Origin of the sequence: Enterovirga rhinocerotis (genome assembly GCF_004363955.1) — a bacterium.
Lineage (GTDB): Bacteria > Pseudomonadota > Alphaproteobacteria > Rhizobiales > Beijerinckiaceae > Enterovirga > Enterovirga rhinocerotis.
On sequence record NZ_SNZR01000015.1, the window covers coordinates 210,633 to 227,842 of the forward strand.

19 protein-coding genes and 1 tRNA gene are annotated in these 17,210 nt (G+C 66.7%); 13 read left to right on the forward strand and 7 right to left on the reverse strand.

Annotated features, from left to right (window positions below; translation table 11 throughout):
• The first annotated feature begins 59 nt into the window (after window positions 1-59).
• Window positions 60-1,145, forward strand: coding sequence for a phospho-N-acetylmuramoyl-pentapeptide-transferase (gene mraY, locus EV668_RS19935; RefSeq protein ID WP_133773412.1), 1,086 nt, complete (start codon window positions 60-62; stop codon window positions 1,143-1,145).
• Between the two features lie 202 nt (window positions 1,146-1,347).
• Window positions 1,348-2,796 carry a UDP-N-acetylmuramoyl-L-alanine--D-glutamate ligase gene (murD, locus tag EV668_RS19940; RefSeq protein WP_133773413.1) on the forward strand — a complete coding sequence of 483 codons (1,449 nt, stop codon included), beginning with the start codon at window positions 1,348-1,350 and terminating at the stop codon, window positions 2,794-2,796.
• A gap of 55 nt (window positions 2,797-2,851) precedes the next feature.
• Here murD and EV668_RS19945 read toward each other — a convergent pair whose 3' ends face one another.
• The 5 genes from EV668_RS19945 to EV668_RS19965 all read right to left on the reverse strand — a co-directional run bounded on the left by EV668_RS19945 (window position 2,852) and on the right by EV668_RS19965 (window position 8,572).
• The gene (locus EV668_RS19945; RefSeq protein WP_133773415.1) at window positions 2,852-3,826 is read right to left on the reverse strand and encodes an alpha/beta hydrolase; all 975 of its coding nucleotides are present in this window, start codon (window positions 3,824-3,826) and stop codon (window positions 2,852-2,854) included.
• 171 nt (window positions 3,827-3,997) lie between these two features.
• A complete protein-coding gene (locus EV668_RS19950) occupies window positions 3,998-5,284 on the reverse strand; it encodes a TRAP transporter large permease (protein WP_133773417.1) in 1,287 nt (428 codons plus the stop codon).
• Window positions 5,285-5,474: 190 nt separating this feature from the next.
• Entirely contained in the window at window positions 5,475-5,975 is a 501-nt protein-coding gene (locus EV668_RS19955) for a TRAP transporter small permease (protein ID WP_166652563.1), read from the reverse strand.
• Between the two features lie 187 nt (window positions 5,976-6,162).
• A complete protein-coding gene (locus EV668_RS19960; protein WP_166652564.1) occupies window positions 6,163-7,155 on the reverse strand; it encodes a TRAP transporter substrate-binding protein in 993 nt (330 codons plus the stop codon).
• Window positions 7,156-7,210: 55 nt separating this feature from the next.
• Window positions 7,211-8,572 carry an NAD(P)H-dependent oxidoreductase gene (locus EV668_RS19965; RefSeq protein ID WP_133773423.1) on the reverse strand — a complete coding sequence of 454 codons (1,362 nt, stop codon included), beginning with the start codon at window positions 8,570-8,572 and terminating at the stop codon, window positions 7,211-7,213.
• Between the two features lie 283 nt (window positions 8,573-8,855).
• Here EV668_RS19965 and EV668_RS19970 point away from each other — a divergent pair, with 283 nt between their 5' ends.
• The 10 genes from EV668_RS19970 (at window position 8,856) to purQ (ending at window position 15,661) form a co-directional block, all read left to right on the forward strand.
• Window positions 8,856-9,761, forward strand: coding sequence for a LysR substrate-binding domain-containing protein (locus EV668_RS19970; protein WP_133773425.1), 906 nt, complete (start codon window positions 8,856-8,858; stop codon window positions 9,759-9,761).
• Between the two features lie 149 nt (window positions 9,762-9,910).
• Window positions 9,911-10,849 (forward strand): hypothetical protein, encoded by a 939-nt coding sequence (locus EV668_RS19975; RefSeq protein WP_133773427.1) that lies wholly within the window; start codon window positions 9,911-9,913, stop codon window positions 10,847-10,849.
• Window position 10,850: 1 nt separating this feature from the next.
• Entirely contained in the window at window positions 10,851-12,020 is a 1,170-nt protein-coding gene (locus EV668_RS19980) for a GNAT family N-acetyltransferase (protein WP_133773429.1), read from the forward strand.
• A 13-nt stretch (window positions 12,021-12,033) separates the two neighbouring features.
• Complete coding sequence (locus EV668_RS19985; protein WP_245513326.1) at window positions 12,034-12,708, forward strand: class I SAM-dependent methyltransferase; 675 nt, start codon at window positions 12,034-12,036, stop codon at window positions 12,706-12,708.
• Between the two features lie 96 nt (window positions 12,709-12,804).
• Window positions 12,805-12,879, forward strand: a tRNA-Gly gene (locus EV668_RS19990).
• A gap of 353 nt (window positions 12,880-13,232) precedes the next feature.
• Window positions 13,233-13,478 (forward strand): type II toxin-antitoxin system RelE family toxin, encoded by a 246-nt coding sequence (locus EV668_RS20000; RefSeq protein WP_133773432.1) that lies wholly within the window; start codon window positions 13,233-13,235, stop codon window positions 13,476-13,478.
• 11 nt (window positions 13,479-13,489) lie between these two features.
• Window positions 13,490-13,852 (forward strand): helix-turn-helix domain-containing protein, encoded by a 363-nt coding sequence (locus EV668_RS20005; RefSeq protein ID WP_245513327.1) that lies wholly within the window; start codon window positions 13,490-13,492, stop codon window positions 13,850-13,852.
• A 59-nt stretch (window positions 13,853-13,911) separates the two neighbouring features.
• Window positions 13,912-14,367: a hypothetical protein gene (locus EV668_RS20010; protein ID WP_133773434.1), complete on the forward strand. Its 456-nt coding sequence runs from the start codon at window positions 13,912-13,914 to the stop codon at window positions 14,365-14,367.
• Between the two features lie 316 nt (window positions 14,368-14,683).
• The gene (purS, locus tag EV668_RS20015) at window positions 14,684-14,962 is read left to right on the forward strand and encodes a phosphoribosylformylglycinamidine synthase subunit PurS (RefSeq protein ID WP_133773435.1); all 279 of its coding nucleotides are present in this window, start codon (window positions 14,684-14,686) and stop codon (window positions 14,960-14,962) included.
• Between the two features lie 6 nt (window positions 14,963-14,968).
• On the forward strand, window positions 14,969-15,661 hold the full coding sequence (gene purQ / locus EV668_RS20020) for a phosphoribosylformylglycinamidine synthase subunit PurQ (RefSeq protein ID WP_133773438.1): 693 nt from the start codon (window positions 14,969-14,971) through the stop codon (window positions 15,659-15,661).
• A 61-nt stretch (window positions 15,662-15,722) separates the two neighbouring features.
• Here purQ and EV668_RS20025 read toward each other — a convergent pair whose 3' ends face one another.
• Both EV668_RS20025 and EV668_RS20030 read right to left on the reverse strand, forming a co-directional pair.
• Window positions 15,723-16,331, reverse strand: a complete 609-nt coding sequence (locus tag EV668_RS20025) for a glutathione S-transferase family protein (RefSeq protein WP_133773440.1) — start codon at window positions 16,329-16,331, stop codon at window positions 15,723-15,725.
• Between the two features lie 182 nt (window positions 16,332-16,513).
• Window positions 16,514-16,777, reverse strand: coding sequence for a PepSY domain-containing protein (locus EV668_RS20030; RefSeq protein ID WP_208111590.1), 264 nt, complete (start codon window positions 16,775-16,777; stop codon window positions 16,514-16,516).
• Between the two features lie 110 nt (window positions 16,778-16,887).
• On the opposite strand from EV668_RS20030, the gene EV668_RS20035 reads away from it, so the two are divergent.
• Window positions 16,888-17,208 (forward strand): PepSY domain-containing protein, encoded by a 321-nt coding sequence (locus EV668_RS20035; RefSeq protein ID WP_133773444.1) that lies wholly within the window; start codon window positions 16,888-16,890, stop codon window positions 17,206-17,208.
• Window positions 17,209-17,210: the final 2 nt, after the last annotated feature.

Below are 17,210 nucleotides of genomic sequence, written 5' to 3' on the forward strand. Positions count from 1 at the left end.
CAACTCGAAGGGGCCCGCCGCCGTCCCGCTGATGACGGCCGGCTCCAGAGGCTGCCGACATGCTGGTCTTCCTGGCCGATTTCGCCCATCTCCTGACGCCGCTGAACGTGTTCCGGTACATCACCTACCGGACGGCCGGGGCGGTCGCGACCTCGCTGCTCTTCGTCTTCTGGCTCGGCCCGGCGGCGATCTCCTCGCTCCGCATCCGGCAGGGCAAGGGCCAGCCCATCCGCACCGACGGGCCGGAATCGCATGTGAAGACGAAGGGCGGCACGCCGACCATGGGCGGGCTGATGATCCTCGCCGGCTTCCTCGTCTCGACCATCCTCTGGGCCGATCCGCGCAACCTCTATGTCTGGGTCGTGCTGTTCGTGACGCTCGGCTTCGGCGCGATCGGCTTCTACGACGACTATCTGAAGGTCAAACGGCAGACCCATGCCGGCTTCTCCAGCAAGGCCCGGCTTGCCCTGGAGGCGGTGATCGCGCTCGCGGCCTGCCTCGCCATCGCCTACATCGCGCCGCCCGGCCTCTCGAACAAGCTGTCGCTCCCCTTCATGAAGGACGTCCTGGTCGATTTCGGCTGGTTCTTCCTCGTCTTCGGAATGCTGGTGATCGTCGGCGCGGGCAATGCGGTGAACTTCACCGACGGCCTCGACGGCCTCGCCATCGTGCCCGTGCTGATCGCGGCCGGGACCTTCGGCTTCGTCGCGTATCTCACCGGCAACGCGATCTTCGCCAACTACCTCCAGATTCGCTTCGTGCCGGGCACGGGCGAACTCGCGGTGCTCTGCGGCGCGCTTCTCGGGGCCGGGATCGGCTTCCTCTGGTTCAACGCGCCGCCGGCCCAGGTCTTCATGGGCGACACGGGCTCTCTCGCCCTCGGCGGCCTCCTCGGCACGATCGCGGTCGCCACCAAGCACGAGATCGTGCTCTCGATCGTCGGCGGCCTCTTCGTCATCGAGGCGCTCTCGGTGATCATCCAGGTCGGCTACTTCAAGCTGACCGGGAAGCGCTTCTTCCGAATGGCGCCGATCCACCACCATTTCGAGAAACTCGGCTGGACCGAGCCGCAGATCGTGATCCGCTTCTGGATCATCGCCTTCCTCCTGGCCCTCGTCGGCCTGACCACGCTGAAGCTGCGCTGATGGGCGGGGAGGCGAGGCTGCCTCTCCCCTTGCGGGAGAGGTCGAGCGACGCCGAAGGCGTCGGCCGGGTGAGGGGCGGCCACTGGGCTGCGGCGTGTATCCTTGGCCCCTCATCCGGTCGCGTTGACACGCGACTCGACTTCTCCCGCAAGGGGAGAAGCGGGGCTCGGGATCTCCTCGCGCCGCGCTCGGGAGGCGCCGCATGACCCCCGTCACGACTTTTGCCGGGCGACGCGTCGCGCTCTTCGGTCTCGGCGGATCGGGCCTTGCGACCGCGCTCGCGCTCAAGGCCGGAGGCGCGGATGTCGTCGCCTATGACGACAGCGAAGCCAGCCGCGAGAAAGCGCGTGCCCAGGGCATCGCGGTCGCGGATCTGCGCGCCGAGGACTGGTCGCGCTTCACGTCGCTCGTGCTCGCGCCGGGCGTGCCGCTGACCCATCCCGCGCCGCATTGGACCGTCGGCCTCGCCAAGGCCGCGAATGTCGAGATCATCGGCGACATCGAGCTCTTCTGCCGCGAACGGGCCGCCCTCGCGCCGGATGCGCCCTTCGTCGCCATCACCGGCACCAACGGCAAGTCGACCACGACCGCCCTCGTCGCCCACATCCTGCGCGAGGCAGGGCTCGACGTGCAGATGGGCGGCAATATCGGCACGGCGATCCTGTCGCTCGAACCGCCGTCGCGCGAGCGCGTGCACGTCGTCGAGATGTCGTCCTTCCAGATCGATCTCACGCCCTCGCTCGCCCCCAGCGTCGCGTGCCTGTTGAACATTACGCCTGATCATCTCGACCGTCACGGGACGATGGAAAACTACGCGGCGATCAAAGAACGAGTCGTCGCAGGAAGCCGAAGGGCGTTCATCGGTGTCGACGATCCGGCAAGCGCTGCCATCTATGAGCGCCATTCGGTGCCACGGATCGTGCAGAAGGGTTGGATCAGCCGCACCCACGCCTCGGCCTACCCGGTTTCAGTCGAGCGGAAGCTGGACTTGGGCGTTTTTCTCGATGGAACGCGGATCGTCCTCCGGCATAGATCGGGCAGCAAGACCGACGCAGGGCTTGTTCTGTGCGATCTTGCCGGCATCAACTCCCTCCGCGGAGCGCACAACGCGCAGAACGCCTGTTTCGCCGCGGGGGTGTTCGAAGCTCTGGAGGTCGTGCCGGACTACGATCGCACCCACCTCCGGCAATCGATACAGGCCGCTTTGCGCACCTTCCCCGGCCTCGCGCATCGCATGGAGGAGGTCGGGCGGCGGGGCGAGACGATCTTCGTCAACGATTCCAAGGCGACCAACGCGGATTCAACGGAAAAGGCGCTCGCGTCTTTCGAGCGCGTCTATTGGATCCTCGGGGGCAAGCAGAAAGAGGGTGGCATCGCTTCGCTGCGGCCCTATTTCCCGCGCGTCGCCAAGGCCTATCTGATCGGAGAGGCGAGCGAGGCCTTCGCGGCGACGCTCCGTGAAGAGGTGCCGCACGTCCTCTGCGGCACGCTCGACAAGGCGGTCGCGGCGGCGGCGGCCGATGCCGCGGCGGCCGGTGAGGGCGAGCGTGTCGTCCTCCTCTCGCCGGCCTGCGCGAGCTACGACCAGTACCGGAACTTCGAGATCCGCGGCGACCATTTCCGCGATCTCGTCCGGGCGCTGCCGGCTTAGCAGGCTGCGAAAAGTGGAACGCGGCTGTCCGACAGCAGCATGCGGTCACGCTCGTCTAAAGGCCTTGCCGTTCCAGCCATTCGAGCACGAGGCCGGCGATGGCGTCGCTGTTGTCGTCCGCCATCAATGCATGGCTGTTGCCGGTGATCCCGCGCGCAGGCAGGTCGATCCATTCGACTTCGCAGCCAGCCAGCCGTAGGGCGTCGCGCCAGCGCTCCGCAGCCGGGCGCGAACGGCGCCAGAATTCGTGCCGGTCGAGGTAGTCGCCCCAGATAAAAAGATGCGGAACGTCGGCCACCAGCCGAGCATCGCTGGTGGACGGATCGGGAGCGCCAGAGGGCTCCAGCGAGATCACCGCCTTTACCCTGTCCGGCGCGTGCAGCGCAGCCGTGAGGCCGAAATTGCCGCCCTGGCTGTGGGTGAGGATGATCGTACCACCGTCCATCTTCTGGATCAGCGAGTCGTAGGCGGACTGGGTCCGGGCATCGTTGCCGTCCCAGCGCGGGACGAACTGCGCCATGAACTTCTCGATATGCGCCGCTGGGAAGCGGAGGTCAGGGTAAGGCCGGCGAAGCGCCGGGTCCGCGTTCCATGAGCCGGGCGGGCCGAAGCGGAAGGTCTCCTCCCACGCCTCTCGCGCGGTGCGGAAAAAGGGCGCGTCGTCGTACACCTGCGGGAATGGCGCGAAGGAGGATCGACCGCGTTCCACGGCATCGGACACGTAGGTGTGGAAACCGGCGCGCAGGAAATACATCTGCCAGCCAGGTCGGCCATCTGGTGTCGTCTCCCAGTTGACGCCGGTCATCCCACCGCCGTGCCACATCAGGAGCGGCAGGGGTGAACGAGGCTGAGCGAGGCGCACGAATTGGACGTACATCTGGCCGGCGAATATCTCGCCGTTGGGATCGACATGATGGACCGGGCCGCCCGGCGTGCTGATCCGCTCGCGCAGCGGCAGGCCTTCGAGCGTGAGGACGCCGCCGCCGACATGGAAGCTGCCAATTTCGTCAACGAAAAGCGGTTGCGCCATCGAGCGGTACTCTCCCCTTCATGGCCCAATCTTCAGCGAAGCATGACCAGAGCATGACATGCAGGGAGCGTGCCGTAGGGCAGCCGGTCGCTGCCTCGTCATCGCCACCCTTCCTGGATCGGGCACCTCTGCCGAAAACCTGTCGTCGATTCGTGCCGCCAGCCTGTGGGGCTAGGGCGCGAGCAGCAGGTTCGGCAGCCAGAGCACGGTCTGCGGGAAGACCGTGATGATGAAGAGCACCGCGAGCCCCGCCCCGAAGAAGGGCCAGATTTCCTTGACCTCCTCCTCGAGCTTGATGCCGGCGAAATTGGCGCAGATGTAGAGGAGGATGCCGACGGGCGGCGTGAGGAGCCCGAGGCAGAGGTTGAACACCATCACCAGCCCGAAATGGACGAGGTCGATCCCGACCGCGCTCACGACCGGGATCAGCACCGGCATCATGATCAGCATGGCCGGCAGCGGCTCCATGAAGATGCCGATGATGAGCAGGAGCACGTTGATCAGCATCAGGATCACGAGCGGATCCTTCGAGACGCCGGCGATGAGTTGGGCCAGCCACGCCGTCGTGCCCGAGACCGCCAGGAGCCAGGCGAAGCCCGCCGAGAGGGCGATGATGAACATGACGAGCGCGGTGTCGAGCGCCGTCTGGACGAGCATCGGCCAGAGGTCCGCGAGCTTGAGCTGCCGATAGACGAAGATGCCGACGAGGAAGGCATAGACGACGGCGACGGTCGCGCTTTCCGTCACCGTCACGATGCCGCCGGTGACGCCGACGAGGATGATGACCGGCATCAGGAGGGCCGGGATGGCCGGGATGGCGAGGCCCGGGATCTCGCGCAGGGCGAATTTCCGCGTCGTCGGATAGTTGCGCTTCACGGAGATCCAGTAGGCGGCGATCATCAGCGCGATGCCGAGGAGGATGCCGGGGATCAGACCGCCGATGAACAGCGCGATGATCGAGACGCCCTTGCCGGCCGAGAGCCCGTAGATGACGAGCGGGATCGAGGGCGGGATGATCGGCCCGTTGACGCAGGCCGAGGCCATCAGCGCCGCCGCGAATCCCGGATGGTAGCCCTGCCGCTTCATGGCGGGGATCAGCACCTTGCCGAGCGCCGAGGCGTCGGCGGCGGCCGATCCCGAGAGGCCCGAGAAGATCATCGCCGCCGTGACCGAGGTCAGCGCGAGGCCGCCCCGGAAGCGGCCGACCATGGCCATGGCGAGATCGATGATGCGGGTCGTGATGCCGCCGACATTCATCAGGTTGCCGGCGAGGATGAAGAAGGGGATCGCGAGAAGCGCGTAGCTGTCGGCGCCGACGAGCGTGCGCTGGGCCATCAGCGTCATCGGCAGCGAGCCCTGCCACCAGATCGTGAAGATGATGGCGAGCCCCATCGCGAAGGCGATCGGCACCGCCATCAGGATGAAGAGGAAGAAGCCTCCGACGAGGATCGTGCTCATGCCTTGTCTCGTCCTCGCGAGAGAGCGGACACCCTCCCCAGCAGGGGGAGGGTCGGACCGAAGGTCCGGGGTGGGGTGGTGCGCGGTCGCGTCATCCCCGCGGTCGACGATGAGAAGAGGTGGGTCTCACCCCACCCCGCCGGCTTTGCCGGCGACCCTACAGGGGAGGGTTGGTTCCGCGGTGCCGGCATCAGAAGTCGCCGGCCTGGCCGTGCGGCACGCGCTTGTCGGGATCGAAGATCTTCTCGACGAAGTAGAGCATCATCATCGCCGAGGCGACGGGAGCCGAGAAGTAGTACCAGGCCGGCGAGATATCGAGCGCCCCGGTCTGGTTCGGCAGCACGTCGATGGAGAGTTTCAGGCTGTAGATGAAGAGGATGACGATGAAGAGGAGGTTCAGGCACTCCACGACCCAGAAATAGATCGGCTTGACATGCTGCGGCAGCCATTCGAGCGCGAAATCGACCGCGATATGCAGCATCTGCCGATAGAGGATCGCGGCGCCGATGAAGATCATCCAGATGAAGAGCATGTTCGAGACCTGCTCGATCCAGGCGATCGGTGAGTTGAGCGCATAGCGCCAGATCACGGCCGCGAGGGTGATCAGGACGATCGCCAGCATGCAGAGCGCGATGGCGGCCTTGCCGATCTCGGTGACGACGTCGCAGAGGCGGGTGAGCGTTCGGGCCATGAGATCTCGCGCATGCCGTGTAGGGCGAAGTTCCCTCTCCCCTTGCGGGAGAAGGTGGCCCCCGGGCTTGTCCCGGAGGACGGACGAGGGGTGAGACCCTGCGTCGACAGAGTTCCCCCTCATCCGACCCTGCTCCGCGGGGTCCCTTCTCTCGCGAGGGGAGAAGGGGCCTGCGGAGCGGATAGGCTCACGACACCTGCGCGAAGCGCTCGACCCATTTCTTGCCGGCCGGGAACTCGTTCACGAGCGTCTTCACCGTCGCGGCGAAGGCCGGCTTGTCGACCTCGGAGATGACGATCTTCTTGGCCTTGACCTTGTCGAGGATCTCCTTGTCGTCGGCGACGACCTTGGGGCGCATCTCGGCCTCGGCGTCGCGGGCGGCCTGATCGACGATCTTCTGCTGGTCGGGCGTCAGCTTGGCATAGACCGCCTCGCCCATGAGGATGCAGTTGTCCTGCATCATGTGCTCGGTCAGCGACAGATGCGTGTTGGCGTCGAAGATGCCGGAGTTCCAGGTCAGCGCGATCGGGTTCTCCTGGCCGTCGATGATGCTCGACTTCAGCGCCTGGAACACCTCCGGGAAGGGCAGGGGCGTCGGGGAGGAGCCGAACATCTCGAAGGTGCGCCGCCACAGGGCCGTCTCCGGCACGCGGATCTTGAGCCCCTTCATGTCGGCCGGCGTCTTCACGACCTTGTTGCAGGAGAGCTGCCGCGGCATGCGCGGGATGGCCGCGATCGGCCGCAGCTTCGCGGTCTTGGCGACGTCGGCGATGTATTCGACGCGGACCGCGTCCCAGACGCGGTCCTTATGGGGCACGTCCTTGAAGAGATAAGGATGCGTCCAGACCTCGGCCGGGCGATACCAGCCGGCGAGCAGGCCCTGGCCGGGTGTCGCGAAATGCACGGCACCCTGGAGCATCGCCTCGATATGCTCGCGCTCGCCGCCGAGGGCGCCGCCATGATGGTTGTTGAGGGTCATCTGACCCTTGCTCAACTCGCCGAGGCGCTTGGCGAAGAAGTCGATCGACTGGGCGATGAAGTCGCTCGGCGCGACGGCGGAGGCGCCGATCCACGTCACCTTCTGCGCCTTGGCGATGGACGGCATCGCGACGGCGGCGCCGGCCCCCGCGAGAAGGCCGAGGGCGCCCCGGCGGCTCGGCGTCAGCGTGATCCTTGTCATGTTCCACTCCCTCGATGTCGATGTTTTTCTGATTGAACCGAAGATGAAGCGAAGATCAGGCGTTGGGTCTCGCGAAGGCGGCCTCCATTTCGCGGCGCGTCGTGACGGCGACATCGGTCTCGTCGATCTCGACATCGCTCCATTTCAGGCGCTCGCCCGCCTTGATGGCGGTCTTGAGCTTGACGTTGTGCGAGAGGCCGAGAGGCAGGTAGCCCTCGCGGAGCGACGCCTCGGCCGGCGTCTGCTTGCCCCAGACGCAGAAGCCGCCCTCGCCGTCGAGCATCTCGCCGGGCTTGAGGTCGCGCTTGGCCGTCGCGACGACGTCGGAATTGAAGCAGAAGGGCGCGCCGGTCGCCTCCCTGCGAAGCGCGGCGGACGCGACGGAGATGCCGAGTTCGAGCCCGATCATGTGGATCGGCCGGTAGAGGGCGGCATAGCGGCCGCTCTTGTCGGGCAGCATCGAGTATTCGGTGAAGCAGCGCCGCGAATAGTCGTTGTCCTCGGCCGCCTCGAAGACGACGTAGGTGCCCATGACGAGGTTGTGCGGCCGGTCCGACCCGTCGCGGTTCACGGACGAGGTGACCTCCGTGACGCCCGACTTCTCGAGGACGCCGCCATCGGCCCTCGGCTTGCAGATCTCGGCATGCTCGAACCGCGAGGCCGGCGGGAAGGAGAGACCTTCCGTCTGCGAATGCAGGCCCGTCGCGTTGCAGATCGCCGTCATCTCGATGCCGGATTTCGTGCCGTCGACGAAGGAGTTGAACATCTTCGGATTGATCGAGCCGCGATCCTCGTCCTTGATGTGCATGTATTTTGACAGGATGTCCCAGACCGTGTCGGGCGTCGATTGGTGATAGGTCGGATGGTACCGCGTGCCCTTGCCGGCCGCGACGATCTTGAAGCCGGCCGCCCGCGCCCAGTCCACATGCTCGCAGACGAGGGCCGGCTGATCGCCCCAGGCGAGCGAATAGACGACACCTGCGCGCTGCGCGCGGCGCGCCAGGATCGGCCCTGCGAGGGCGTCGGCCTCGACATTGACCATCACGATGTGCTTGCCGTTCTCGATCGCCATCGTCGACAGGCGGATGCCCGTGCGCGGATCGCCGGTCGCCTCCACGATCACCTCGATGGCGGGATGCTTGATCATCGCCTCGGCGTCTTCGGTGAGGAAGGTCTTGCCGGACTTCAGCGCATCGTCGAGCGAGGTCGCTGCGGATTGCTCGGCCGGCCAGGATGCCATCGCGAGCTGGGATTTTGCGCGCTGGACGTTCAGATCGGCCACCGCGACGACATGCATGCCGTCGGTCGTGCGCGCCTGAGCCAGGAACATGGTGCCGAACTTGCCCGCGCCGACCACGCCGACCGTGACCGGACGCCCGGCCGCCTTACGCTCGAGCAGCATGCGATGCAGATTCATGACGTCGCGCCTTCCGCCTTCGGCCGATCAGGCCTGCCTCATCCAGCGAGGACAGGACGAACGAAAAGCGCGCGCCGCGCCGCGTATCCGGCGGCGGACTGCCAGTCGGCGGGTGCGCAGGGCGCCCCGACGATCTCCGCCTCCCGCGCAAGCGGGCGACGTCTCCTCCCGATCATCTGCAGCTCTTTTGGTGAGCTGTATTCCTCAATATCGAATGCTAGCACGGGATATCAGGCGCCCAAAAGCGAATTAGGATGCCCATATCGATGATGAGGATTCGTCAATGATCGGCGGGCTGCCGCCGCTGCAATGGCTGCTGACCTTCCGCGCGGTGATGGAGGCCGGCAGCTTCGCCGGAGCGGCCAAGCTGCTGAACCTGACGCCGTCCGCCGTCAGCCATCAGATGCGTGCCCTGGAAGGCAGACTGCAGCGCCCGCTCTTCCTGCGCGTGAAGCGGACCGTCGTTCCGACCGAGGAGGCGCTGGCCTACAGCGCCTCGATCGGCGAGAGTTTCGCCCGGCTCGTCACGGCGACGAGCCGGGTCTCGTCCGGGGCCGACGCCCGCCGCCTGCCGATCCACGCTTCGCCGAGCTTCGCGACGTTGTGGCTGGTCCCGCGGCTCAAGCAGTTCCTGCGCGCGCATCCGTCGATCGATGTCGCCCTTTATGCCAGCCACGAACCTGCGCGCCTCGGGCAGGACGGCATCCTGGTGGATATCCAATATGCGCGGCCCGTGCCCGAATCCTGCGAGGCGGTGCCGCTTGCGGAAGAACTGATCGTGCCGATGGCGGGTCCGACCTTCGTCGCCGAGCATCGGCTGCGCGAGCCGGGCGACATTGCCCGCGTGCCGCTGATCCATTCGCTTCGGTGCGTCGCGCCATGGGACCAATGGGCGGCCCGGCATTCGCCGCACGTCCCGCTCAATCCGCGCGGCCTGCAATTCGATCGCGCCCATCTGGCGCTCGCGGCGGCGGCGGACGGCCTCGGGCTCGCGCTCGAATCGACCCTGCAGGCGGGCGATCATCTGCGCCGCGGCGAACTGCTGATGCCGTTCGGAGCGCTCGGCGTGCCGGCCATCGCTCATCGTCTCGTCTATCGCCGCGAGGATCGCGACAATCCGGAGATCATGGCCTTCCTGGAGTGGATCACGGGCCTGCTCGCGCAGGAGCGCCATCCCGATCGGCGCTGAGCCGATCAGCCCGAGCACGTCGTCCTCGCATCGGGATTGCGTAGGACTGGCATCGGACGACGTCCGGCCCGTTGCCTGATCCATCGTGGGACAGCCTGTCCGGATCGGGAACGCTCCGTGCCGGAAGGGGCCGATCCGAGGAGGATGCGATGCGTAGCGATCCGATCTTCACGTCCTGGCCGCAGAAGGCGAGCGCGCTCTGGGAGAACCAGCCGCTGCGCCTCGAACACAGGCTCCATCAGCTGCCGCTCTTCTCGATGGACGGTCTCGCCGACCTGATCTCGCGCTATCCCCGCGCCAATTACAGCCTCGTCCATATGGGTGCGAAAGGGGAATCGAAGCGGTTCTGGCGCGAGGGCGAGATCGGCTCGCTCGGTGGCCGTCAGGTCATCGACGCGATCGCGAACGGGCGCATGTGGCTGAACCTGCGCGACATCACGAGCGCCGATCGCGCCTATAAGGACATGCTCGACGAGGTCTTCGCGGAACTCTCCGAGCGCGTGCCGGGCTTCTCCGCCCCGACCCGCACCGCCGGCATCCTCATCTCCTCGCCCTCGGCGCAGGTCTATTATCACACCGATCTGCCCGGCCAGTGCCTCTGGCAGATCGCCGGCCGCAAGCGCGTCCACGTCTATCCGGCGGCCGCGCCGTTCGTGACGCCGCGCCATCTCGAGGACATCGCCGTCAACGATATCGAGGTCAGCATGCCCTATGCCGACTGGTACGAGGAGCATGCGGTGCCCTACGATCTCGAGCCGGGCCAGATGCTCGCCTGGCCGCTCAACGCGCCGCACCGGGTCGAGAACCTCGACACGCTCAACGTCTCGATGACCGTGTCATACGTCACCGAGGAGATCCGGCGCCTCCAGACGATCAATCTCGCCAACGGCCTTCTCCGGCACCGCTTCGGGATGGACGGGCTCGGCAGGCAGACCGGCGGCGCATCCTTCTGGGCGAAGGCGGTGTTCCAGAAGGTGATGCGCCAGACGAGTTGGGCGAAGAAGAAGCGCACGGAAGGCCGCACGGTCGATTTCCGCCTCGACGACCAGCATCTCGGCGGGATCGTCGACCTGAAGGCGGCTGCCTGACATGGCGGTCGCGGCGGTCCTGCCCGATCTGGCGATCCCAACGTCCGAGTATCGCGTCGAGATCGAGCGCGACTGGGATGCGGGCGCGGAGTCGTGGGCCGCGGCCAGACGGGGAGGAGCCAAGACGCCGTTCCAGGACGTGCCCGTTCTCGAGGCCTGGTATGCCGCGATGGCGGCGCGGCCGGGGATCGACCCGCTGCTCGTCGCCATCCGCGATGCGCGCACGGGCGAGGCGGCTTTGCATCTTCCGCTGGTGCGCACGCGCCGGGGCGCCGTTCGGACGATCGGATTTGCGGATTTCGACCTCGTCGACACCAATGCGCCGATCATCGGTCCCGCCTCGCCGCGCGACGCCGCGGGGGCGGAGCGCCTGCTTCGCGCGCTGCGCCGCGCCCTGCCGCCCGCGGACGTCCTGGACCTCCGCAAGATGCCGCCGGAGGTCGAGGGCGTGCCGAACCCCTTCGCGCTGCTGCCGACCGTGCCGAGCCGTCTCAACAGCAATCTCGTGCAGGTCGGCGACAGTTTCGACGAGTATCTGCGCGGCACCCTGAAGCGCGTGATGCGCAAGGAGTTCGAGCGGTCGTGGCGCGTCTTCACGCGGCATGAAGGTGCTCATTTCAACGTCCCAAGCACCCTCGATGCGAGGCGCGAGCTCCTGGCCGCCATCGAGCACCAGCAGCCGATCCGGATGCAGATCGTCGGCAAGCATTACTGGCTCGACGAGCCGAGTGCCGCCGATTTCTATCGGCGCCTCGTCGAAAGCGACCCCTGCGGCGAGCGTGTGGTGCTGCTGTGCCTCACGGCCAAGACAGGCGTCGTCGCGGCCCTGATGGGGCTGCGGCACGGCGACGCCTTCACCATGATCCGCGTGAGCCACGACGCCGACCCGGTCTGGTCGAACTGTTCGCCCGGCCGTCTGGTCATCATCCAGGCCATGGCGCATCTTCATGCCGAGGGCGTGAGGAACTTCGATTTCAGCGTGGGCAATTTCGACTATAAGCGCCGGTTCATGGTCGAGCCCCGGCCGCTCGTCGATCTCGTGCGGGCCCTGACGCCGCTGGGCCTGCCGATCCTCGCCGAAACCCGCGCGAAAGCCTGGCTGCGCGACAATCCCGCCCTGGAAGGCCGTGTGCGGCACTGGCTCCGCCGCCCAGCCTGCCAGGGCTCGTAACAGGAGTTCATCGATGATCGCGACATTGCTGTGGAAGGATCAGGCGTCGCGCGAGAAGGCGGTCTACGGCAATGCCTTCCGCCGGCGCCGTTTCGCCGCCTTCCTCGCGCTCGTCGACGACGTGCTGAAGGAGCAGGACCGCGTCCGCGTGCTCGATCTCGGCGGCGGGGTGTCCTACTGGAAGGGCCTCGAGGAGGCATGGCGCGACCGGCCGATCGAGATCACGCTGGTGAATCTCGCCGAGGAGCCGGTGCCGGATGCCCGCTTCGTCAGCCTCGCCGGCAATGCCTGCAGCCTGCCGGAGATGGCGGACGGCTCCTTCGACATCGTCCATTCGAATTCGGTCATCGAGCATGTCGGCGGCTGGGAGCAGAAGCGGCGCATGGCCAACGAGGTGCGCCGCCTCGCGCCCCGCTACTTCGTGCAGACGCCGAACTACTGGTTTCCGGTCGAGCCGCATTTCCGCACCCCCGCGATCCATTGGATGCCGCGGATGTGGCGCCGCGGCCTCGTGATGCGCCGGGCGCTCGGCTTCTATCCGAAGGCGCAGACGCTCGACGAAGCCCACCGCATCCTCGACGACGCCTCCCTCGTCGATGCGCGCGAGATGGCCGAGCTGTTTCCCGAGGCCCGGATCGAGCGCGAGCGCGTGTTCGGCCTCACGAAATCGCTCATCGCGATCCACTGACACGGCGCAGCAGAGGGGCTGGCCGGCGCGCGATTTCGTGCTATCGACATGCCGGACTTCCACAGACCGGCCGCTCGCCGGACGGCGCGTGGGAGCGCGGGTGTAGTTCAGTGGTAGAACGTCAGCTTCCCAAGCTGAATGTCGTCGGTTCGATCCCGATCACCCGCTCCAACTAACCCATTGAAGCGTCAGCTCGTTTGGCGATTGCCGTCGAGCTCCGTTCCCAGCCGCGTTCCCCAGGACCGGTTCTAGGTCTTGTTCCGCTTCTGCGCGGCCGCCCGCTTCAAGGCCACCGATCGGGACTTCCCGACTGCTCCACGCGAAAATCGGATCGTCGTCGACACCTGGCTATGGCCCGCTGCCGATCGGATCGTATCCAGATCAGCTCCGGTGTCTTCCGTCTCCGTGATCGCCCCGGCTCAGCGTCGCGTCGATATCCGAGAGCGTGAAAGGGTATGCCCGCTGGTGCGATACTGTAGCGATATCGCTATTGAAGAAATAACGGATATTGGCGATATTATCGCATGAAGACGATCGTCCTGACCGCCGCTGCCGCCAGGCAAATGGATGCGCTTCCGGCGGCGGTTTCGGCGACGATCGAGGAGGCCTTGGCGATGTACGCGATCGCCGGCGTGGGGGACGTGAAGCGCCTTCAGGGCCGTGACGGTTACCGGCTTCGCGTTGGCCGCTACCGGGTGCTGTTCGCGGATGACGGCGTGACCGTCCTCACGGTCTACGTCGGCAAACGCGAGACGACGACCTACCGTTAGGAGATGCAGAGATGGGCAAGCCCGTGATGTTCAAGACCCCGAATGGCGAGAAGATGGTCGTGCTCGCCCTCGCCGATTATGAAGCGCTCCTTGCCGCCAACGACCCTGAGGATGCAGCCGACGTCGCCGCTTTCGACGAGGCGATGGCCGCGCTCGACAGCGGAGAGGATCGACGTCTGACAAGCGAGGAGATGGCCGCCTACTACCAGCGGCCCGGCTTCTTGCGCGGCCTCCGTAAAGGCAAGGGCCTGACTCAGAGGCAGGTGGCCGAAGCCGCCGGCATTCAGCAGGGGTTCCTCTCCGACGTCGAAGCCGGTCGTCGGAACCCCTCGGAGGACACCCTCCGGAAGATCACAGCTGCTCTTGGGGCTTGATATGCCGTTGACTCTCGCGCTGCCGATTGCTCCCTCTCGTCCAAAGGTGGGGGATGGCGATGCGCTGGGTTCTGCTGACGGTGGCCTTGGTGATGGCGGGGCCGGCAATCGCTGATTGGCAGTACACGCGGTGGGGGATGAGCCCTGCCCAAGTGATTGAGGCTGGCGGCGGCATCAAACCGTGGCGACGCCCAGAAGCAGATACTTCAACCGGCATTATCCAGTTAGTAGGCAGCTACCAATCTTCTGGCATAGGCTTTCGGGCCGAATTTAAATTCTCCCAGAACCGTCTCACCCGGGTGGTCCTCACACCAAAAAGCGCGGACTGTAACTCCCTAAAGGCGCTTATGGCTCGTACCTACGGGCGAATTCCAGGTCAGGGGGGAACAATAATTCAAACTTGGCGAGATGCCAATTCTGGAAATTTTGTTGCCTACACGCATTTCCAGCTGACAAGCTTTTGCCAAGTGGACTACTCACAGCTCCAGAGCGCGGGCTCGCGCGGGGGTATGTAGTTTGCAGCCGAGTAAAGATCGTCTGCTTGACGTGGTCAGAGACCGATCAGCCAATCGTCGCAGCGCTTGAGCTTGGCGTCCGCGACGCGCTTCTGCTCGAGGACCCGAAGCGGGCCGACCGTGAGGCCAGCCGATTTGAAGCGGGCGCCCATGAAATGGGCCGCGCGGTACCATCCCCCTCCCGCAAGGCGGCCTGACCCGTGGCTCGCCTCGAGGGAATGCCAGCTTTGGCAGTCCCCCCGCCCTCGCGGGCGCGACTCATGTACCTGTGCCCGACAGCCTGCTAGAGAGGCCGCGACGCGAGAGTGAGACGAGCATGAAGGCCCGAGTGACCGTGACGTTGAAGACCGGTGTCCTGGACCCCCAGGGCAAGGCGATCGAGGGCGCGCTGACGTCGCTCGGCGTCGAGGGCGTCACGAGCGTGCGCCAGGGCAAGGTCTTCGACGTGGAACTGGACGCGCCCGACGAGGCCGCCGCCGAGACCGCCCTGAAGGCGGCCTGCGAGAAGCTCCTCGCCAACACCGTGATCGAGAATTACCGGATCGCGATCAGGAACGGCGCGGGCAAGGCGGCGCCCGGCTCGAAGGAAGGGTAAGGCGCGATGCGCGCGGCCGTTCTTCTCTTCCCCGGCTCCAATCGCGACGGCGACGTGGCGCGGGCCCTGCGGCGCTCCGGCGCCGAGGTCTCGACCGCCTGGCATGCCGACACCGCGCTGCCGGAGGGCACCGATCTCGCCGTCCTGCCAGGCGGCTTCTCCTACGGCGACTATCTGCGCTGCGGCGCCATCGCTGCGCGCGCTCCGATCATGGATGCCGTCCGGGCCCATGCGGCGCGCGGCGGCCTCGTGCTCGGCATCTGCAACGGCTTCCAGATCCTGTGCGAATCGGGCCTGCTCCCGGGCGTCCTGATGCGCAACGCCAATCTGCGCTTCATCTGCCACCGCCAGAGCGTGCGCGTGGAGCGGGCCGATACCGATTTCACGCGCGGCTACGAGAAGGGCCAGGCGATCGACATCTGCGTCGCGCATGGCGAGGGCAACTACACGGCCGACCGCGAGACGCTGGCGCGGCTCGAGGGGGAGGGGCTCGTCGCCTTCCGCTACAGCGACGGCGAAGGCCGCGTCACCGAGGACGCCAACCGCAACGGCTCGATCAATTCCATCGCCGGCATCTATTCGCCGAAGCTGAACGTGCTCGGCCTCATGCCGCATCCCGAGAATTTCGTCGACGAGATCGTCGGCGGAACGGACGGCAAGGCCATGTTCGACGCGATGGTCGCCTCCCGCGCGGCCTGACGGGCCGCTGCCGGACGAAGCGAGGGCGGGGGCGCCGAAAGGGCGGCCCCGGCCGCTCCCGTCATGACCGATCGATCGGCCACCGCTTGAAGACGTCGAGCTGCTCGCAGCCGCGGGCCAGGGCGGCGAGGGCCGGCCAGCGCTCGTCCTCCGCATGGTCGGGGATGACGAAGCGGTAGAAGCCCCAGGCGACGGCCGCCATGATGTCGGCCGTGCGAAGCTGCGGCCCGGCTTGGAGGTCGCCTCGCTCCGCGGCGGCGTCGAGCAGCCCGAGAGCCGTGCCGAACTGAGCCGCGATGCGCTCCTGCCAGGGCGGATACCGGTATGCGTCCGGCCGCTTGCGCTCGTATTCGATCGCGACCGCCTTGTCGGCCGCCACGATCCCGGTCGCCGTCAGCGACAGGTCCCGCCGCCGAGCCGCTGCGTCCGCGGGCCGGAGCGACGTGCCGGCGACATCCTCGAAATGCTGGATGATGAGGGCGGATTCGCCGATGACCGTCCCGTCGTCGCAGACGAGCGTCGGCGCCTTGAGCAGCGGGTTGATGGCGCCGAACGCGTCCATGTGCCTGAACACCGAGACGGATCGGTGCTCGATATCGAGCCCCATCGCTGTCGCTGTGATCGCCGTGCGGCGGACATAGGGGCTGTCGAGCATGCCGACGAGAAGCATTCGCGGTCTCCGGGAGGAGGACCGAGAGTGCGCGACGAAGTCGCGGGCGCCAAACAAAAAAGGATGATGGCGCCATCATGGGCCGTTGTCGTCGCCGGCATGGTGGCCGACGATCCGCGCTGCGGGATTGTCGGCCGAGAAGAAGGCGACCTTCGCCGGTCGGCGACGGTCGCGCTTGCGCGTCAGTCCTTCCGCTTGGCCGCGATGGCGCCGCTGCGGGGATCGACCTTCACCTTGACCGCCACACCGTCCTTGGTCGCCTTGGCCTCCCAGCGGCCGTCATCGGCCTCGATCTCGCGGATGTCGCGGTAGCCGGCTTCGGTGAGCGTGCGGTAGGCTTGGTCGATCGGCATCCAGTCCGGCCCGGGCCGGTCGTCGCCGGCGAGCGCGATCCCCGTGCTTCCGGCGAGGAGGGCGGCGGCGAGAAGGGTGGTCCTGATGGTCATGATGGGCCTCGTCTGGTTGCGATGGCGCTCTTCTGACAGGCTCTGCCCCCGCGAGCCTGACGCCGTCCGTCAGCGTCCCGTCAGCCACGATCCGCCATCCTCGACGACCGATGTCCACCCTCCGCCTCCTCGTCATCCTCTTGGCCTGCCTCGTGCTGCCGGCGACCGCGGCGCGCGCCGTCGACCAGGACGCCGCGCGGAGGGCGATGCAGCGCGGAGAGATCCGGCCCCTCGATCAGGTCCTCGCAGCTGCGCGCGCGGCCGTGCCGGGCGACGTCGTCTCGGTCGAACTCGAGCGGAAGAAGGGGCGCTGGCTCTACGAGTTGAAGATTCTCACGCCGGCAGGCAAGCGGCGCGAGGTCAAGATCGACGCGAGGACCCTCGCGATTCTCGACAAGGACGATGACGACGACGACGATGACGACGATTGAGC

What these genes read in the sequence shown, in the direction of transcription:
- EV668_RS19970 (WP_133773425.1), top strand. Translation starts at nt 8,856, where the DNA reads ATGATCGGCGGGCTGCCGCCGCTGCAATGGCTGCTGACCTTCCGCGCG.
- EV668_RS20030 (WP_208111590.1), bottom strand. Translation starts at nt 16,777, where the DNA reads ATGACCATCAGGACCACCCTTCTCGCCGCCGCCCTCCTCGCCGGAAGC.
- EV668_RS20035 (WP_133773444.1), top strand. Translation starts at nt 16,888, where the DNA reads ATGTCCACCCTCCGCCTCCTCGTCATCCTCTTGGCCTGCCTCGTGCTG.
- EV668_RS20010 (WP_133773434.1), top strand. Translation starts at nt 13,912, where the DNA reads ATGCGCTGGGTTCTGCTGACGGTGGCCTTGGTGATGGCGGGGCCGGCA.
- murD (WP_133773413.1), top strand. Translation starts at nt 1,348, where the DNA reads ATGACCCCCGTCACGACTTTTGCCGGGCGACGCGTCGCGCTCTTCGGT.
- EV668_RS20000 (WP_133773432.1), top strand. Translation starts at nt 13,233, where the DNA reads ATGAAGACGATCGTCCTGACCGCCGCTGCCGCCAGGCAAATGGATGCG.
- purQ (WP_133773438.1), top strand. Translation starts at nt 14,969, where the DNA reads ATGCGCGCGGCCGTTCTTCTCTTCCCCGGCTCCAATCGCGACGGCGAC.
- EV668_RS19985 (WP_245513326.1), top strand. Translation starts at nt 12,034, where the DNA reads ATGATCGCGACATTGCTGTGGAAGGATCAGGCGTCGCGCGAGAAGGCG.
- EV668_RS20025 (WP_133773440.1), bottom strand. Translation starts at nt 16,331, where the DNA reads ATGCTTCTCGTCGGCATGCTCGACAGCCCCTATGTCCGCCGCACGGCG.
- mraY (WP_133773412.1), top strand. Translation starts at nt 60, where the DNA reads ATGCTGGTCTTCCTGGCCGATTTCGCCCATCTCCTGACGCCGCTGAAC.
- EV668_RS19945 (WP_133773415.1), bottom strand. Translation starts at nt 3,826, where the DNA reads ATGGCGCAACCGCTTTTCGTTGACGAAATTGGCAGCTTCCATGTCGGC.
- EV668_RS19960 (WP_166652564.1), bottom strand. Translation starts at nt 7,155, where the DNA reads ATGACAAGGATCACGCTGACGCCGAGCCGCCGGGGCGCCCTCGGCCTT.
- EV668_RS19980 (WP_133773429.1), top strand. Translation starts at nt 10,851, where the DNA reads ATGGCGGTCGCGGCGGTCCTGCCCGATCTGGCGATCCCAACGTCCGAG.
- EV668_RS19950 (WP_133773417.1), bottom strand. Translation starts at nt 5,284, where the DNA reads ATGAGCACGATCCTCGTCGGAGGCTTCTTCCTCTTCATCCTGATGGCG.
- EV668_RS20005 (WP_245513327.1), top strand. Translation starts at nt 13,490, where the DNA reads ATGGGCAAGCCCGTGATGTTCAAGACCCCGAATGGCGAGAAGATGGTC.
- EV668_RS19965 (WP_133773423.1), bottom strand. Translation starts at nt 8,572, where the DNA reads ATGAATCTGCATCGCATGCTGCTCGAGCGTAAGGCGGCCGGGCGTCCG.
- EV668_RS19955 (WP_166652563.1), bottom strand. Translation starts at nt 5,975, where the DNA reads ATGGCCCGAACGCTCACCCGCCTCTGCGACGTCGTCACCGAGATCGGC.
- purS (WP_133773435.1), top strand. Translation starts at nt 14,684, where the DNA reads ATGAAGGCCCGAGTGACCGTGACGTTGAAGACCGGTGTCCTGGACCCC.
- EV668_RS19975 (WP_133773427.1), top strand. Translation starts at nt 9,911, where the DNA reads ATGCGTAGCGATCCGATCTTCACGTCCTGGCCGCAGAAGGCGAGCGCG.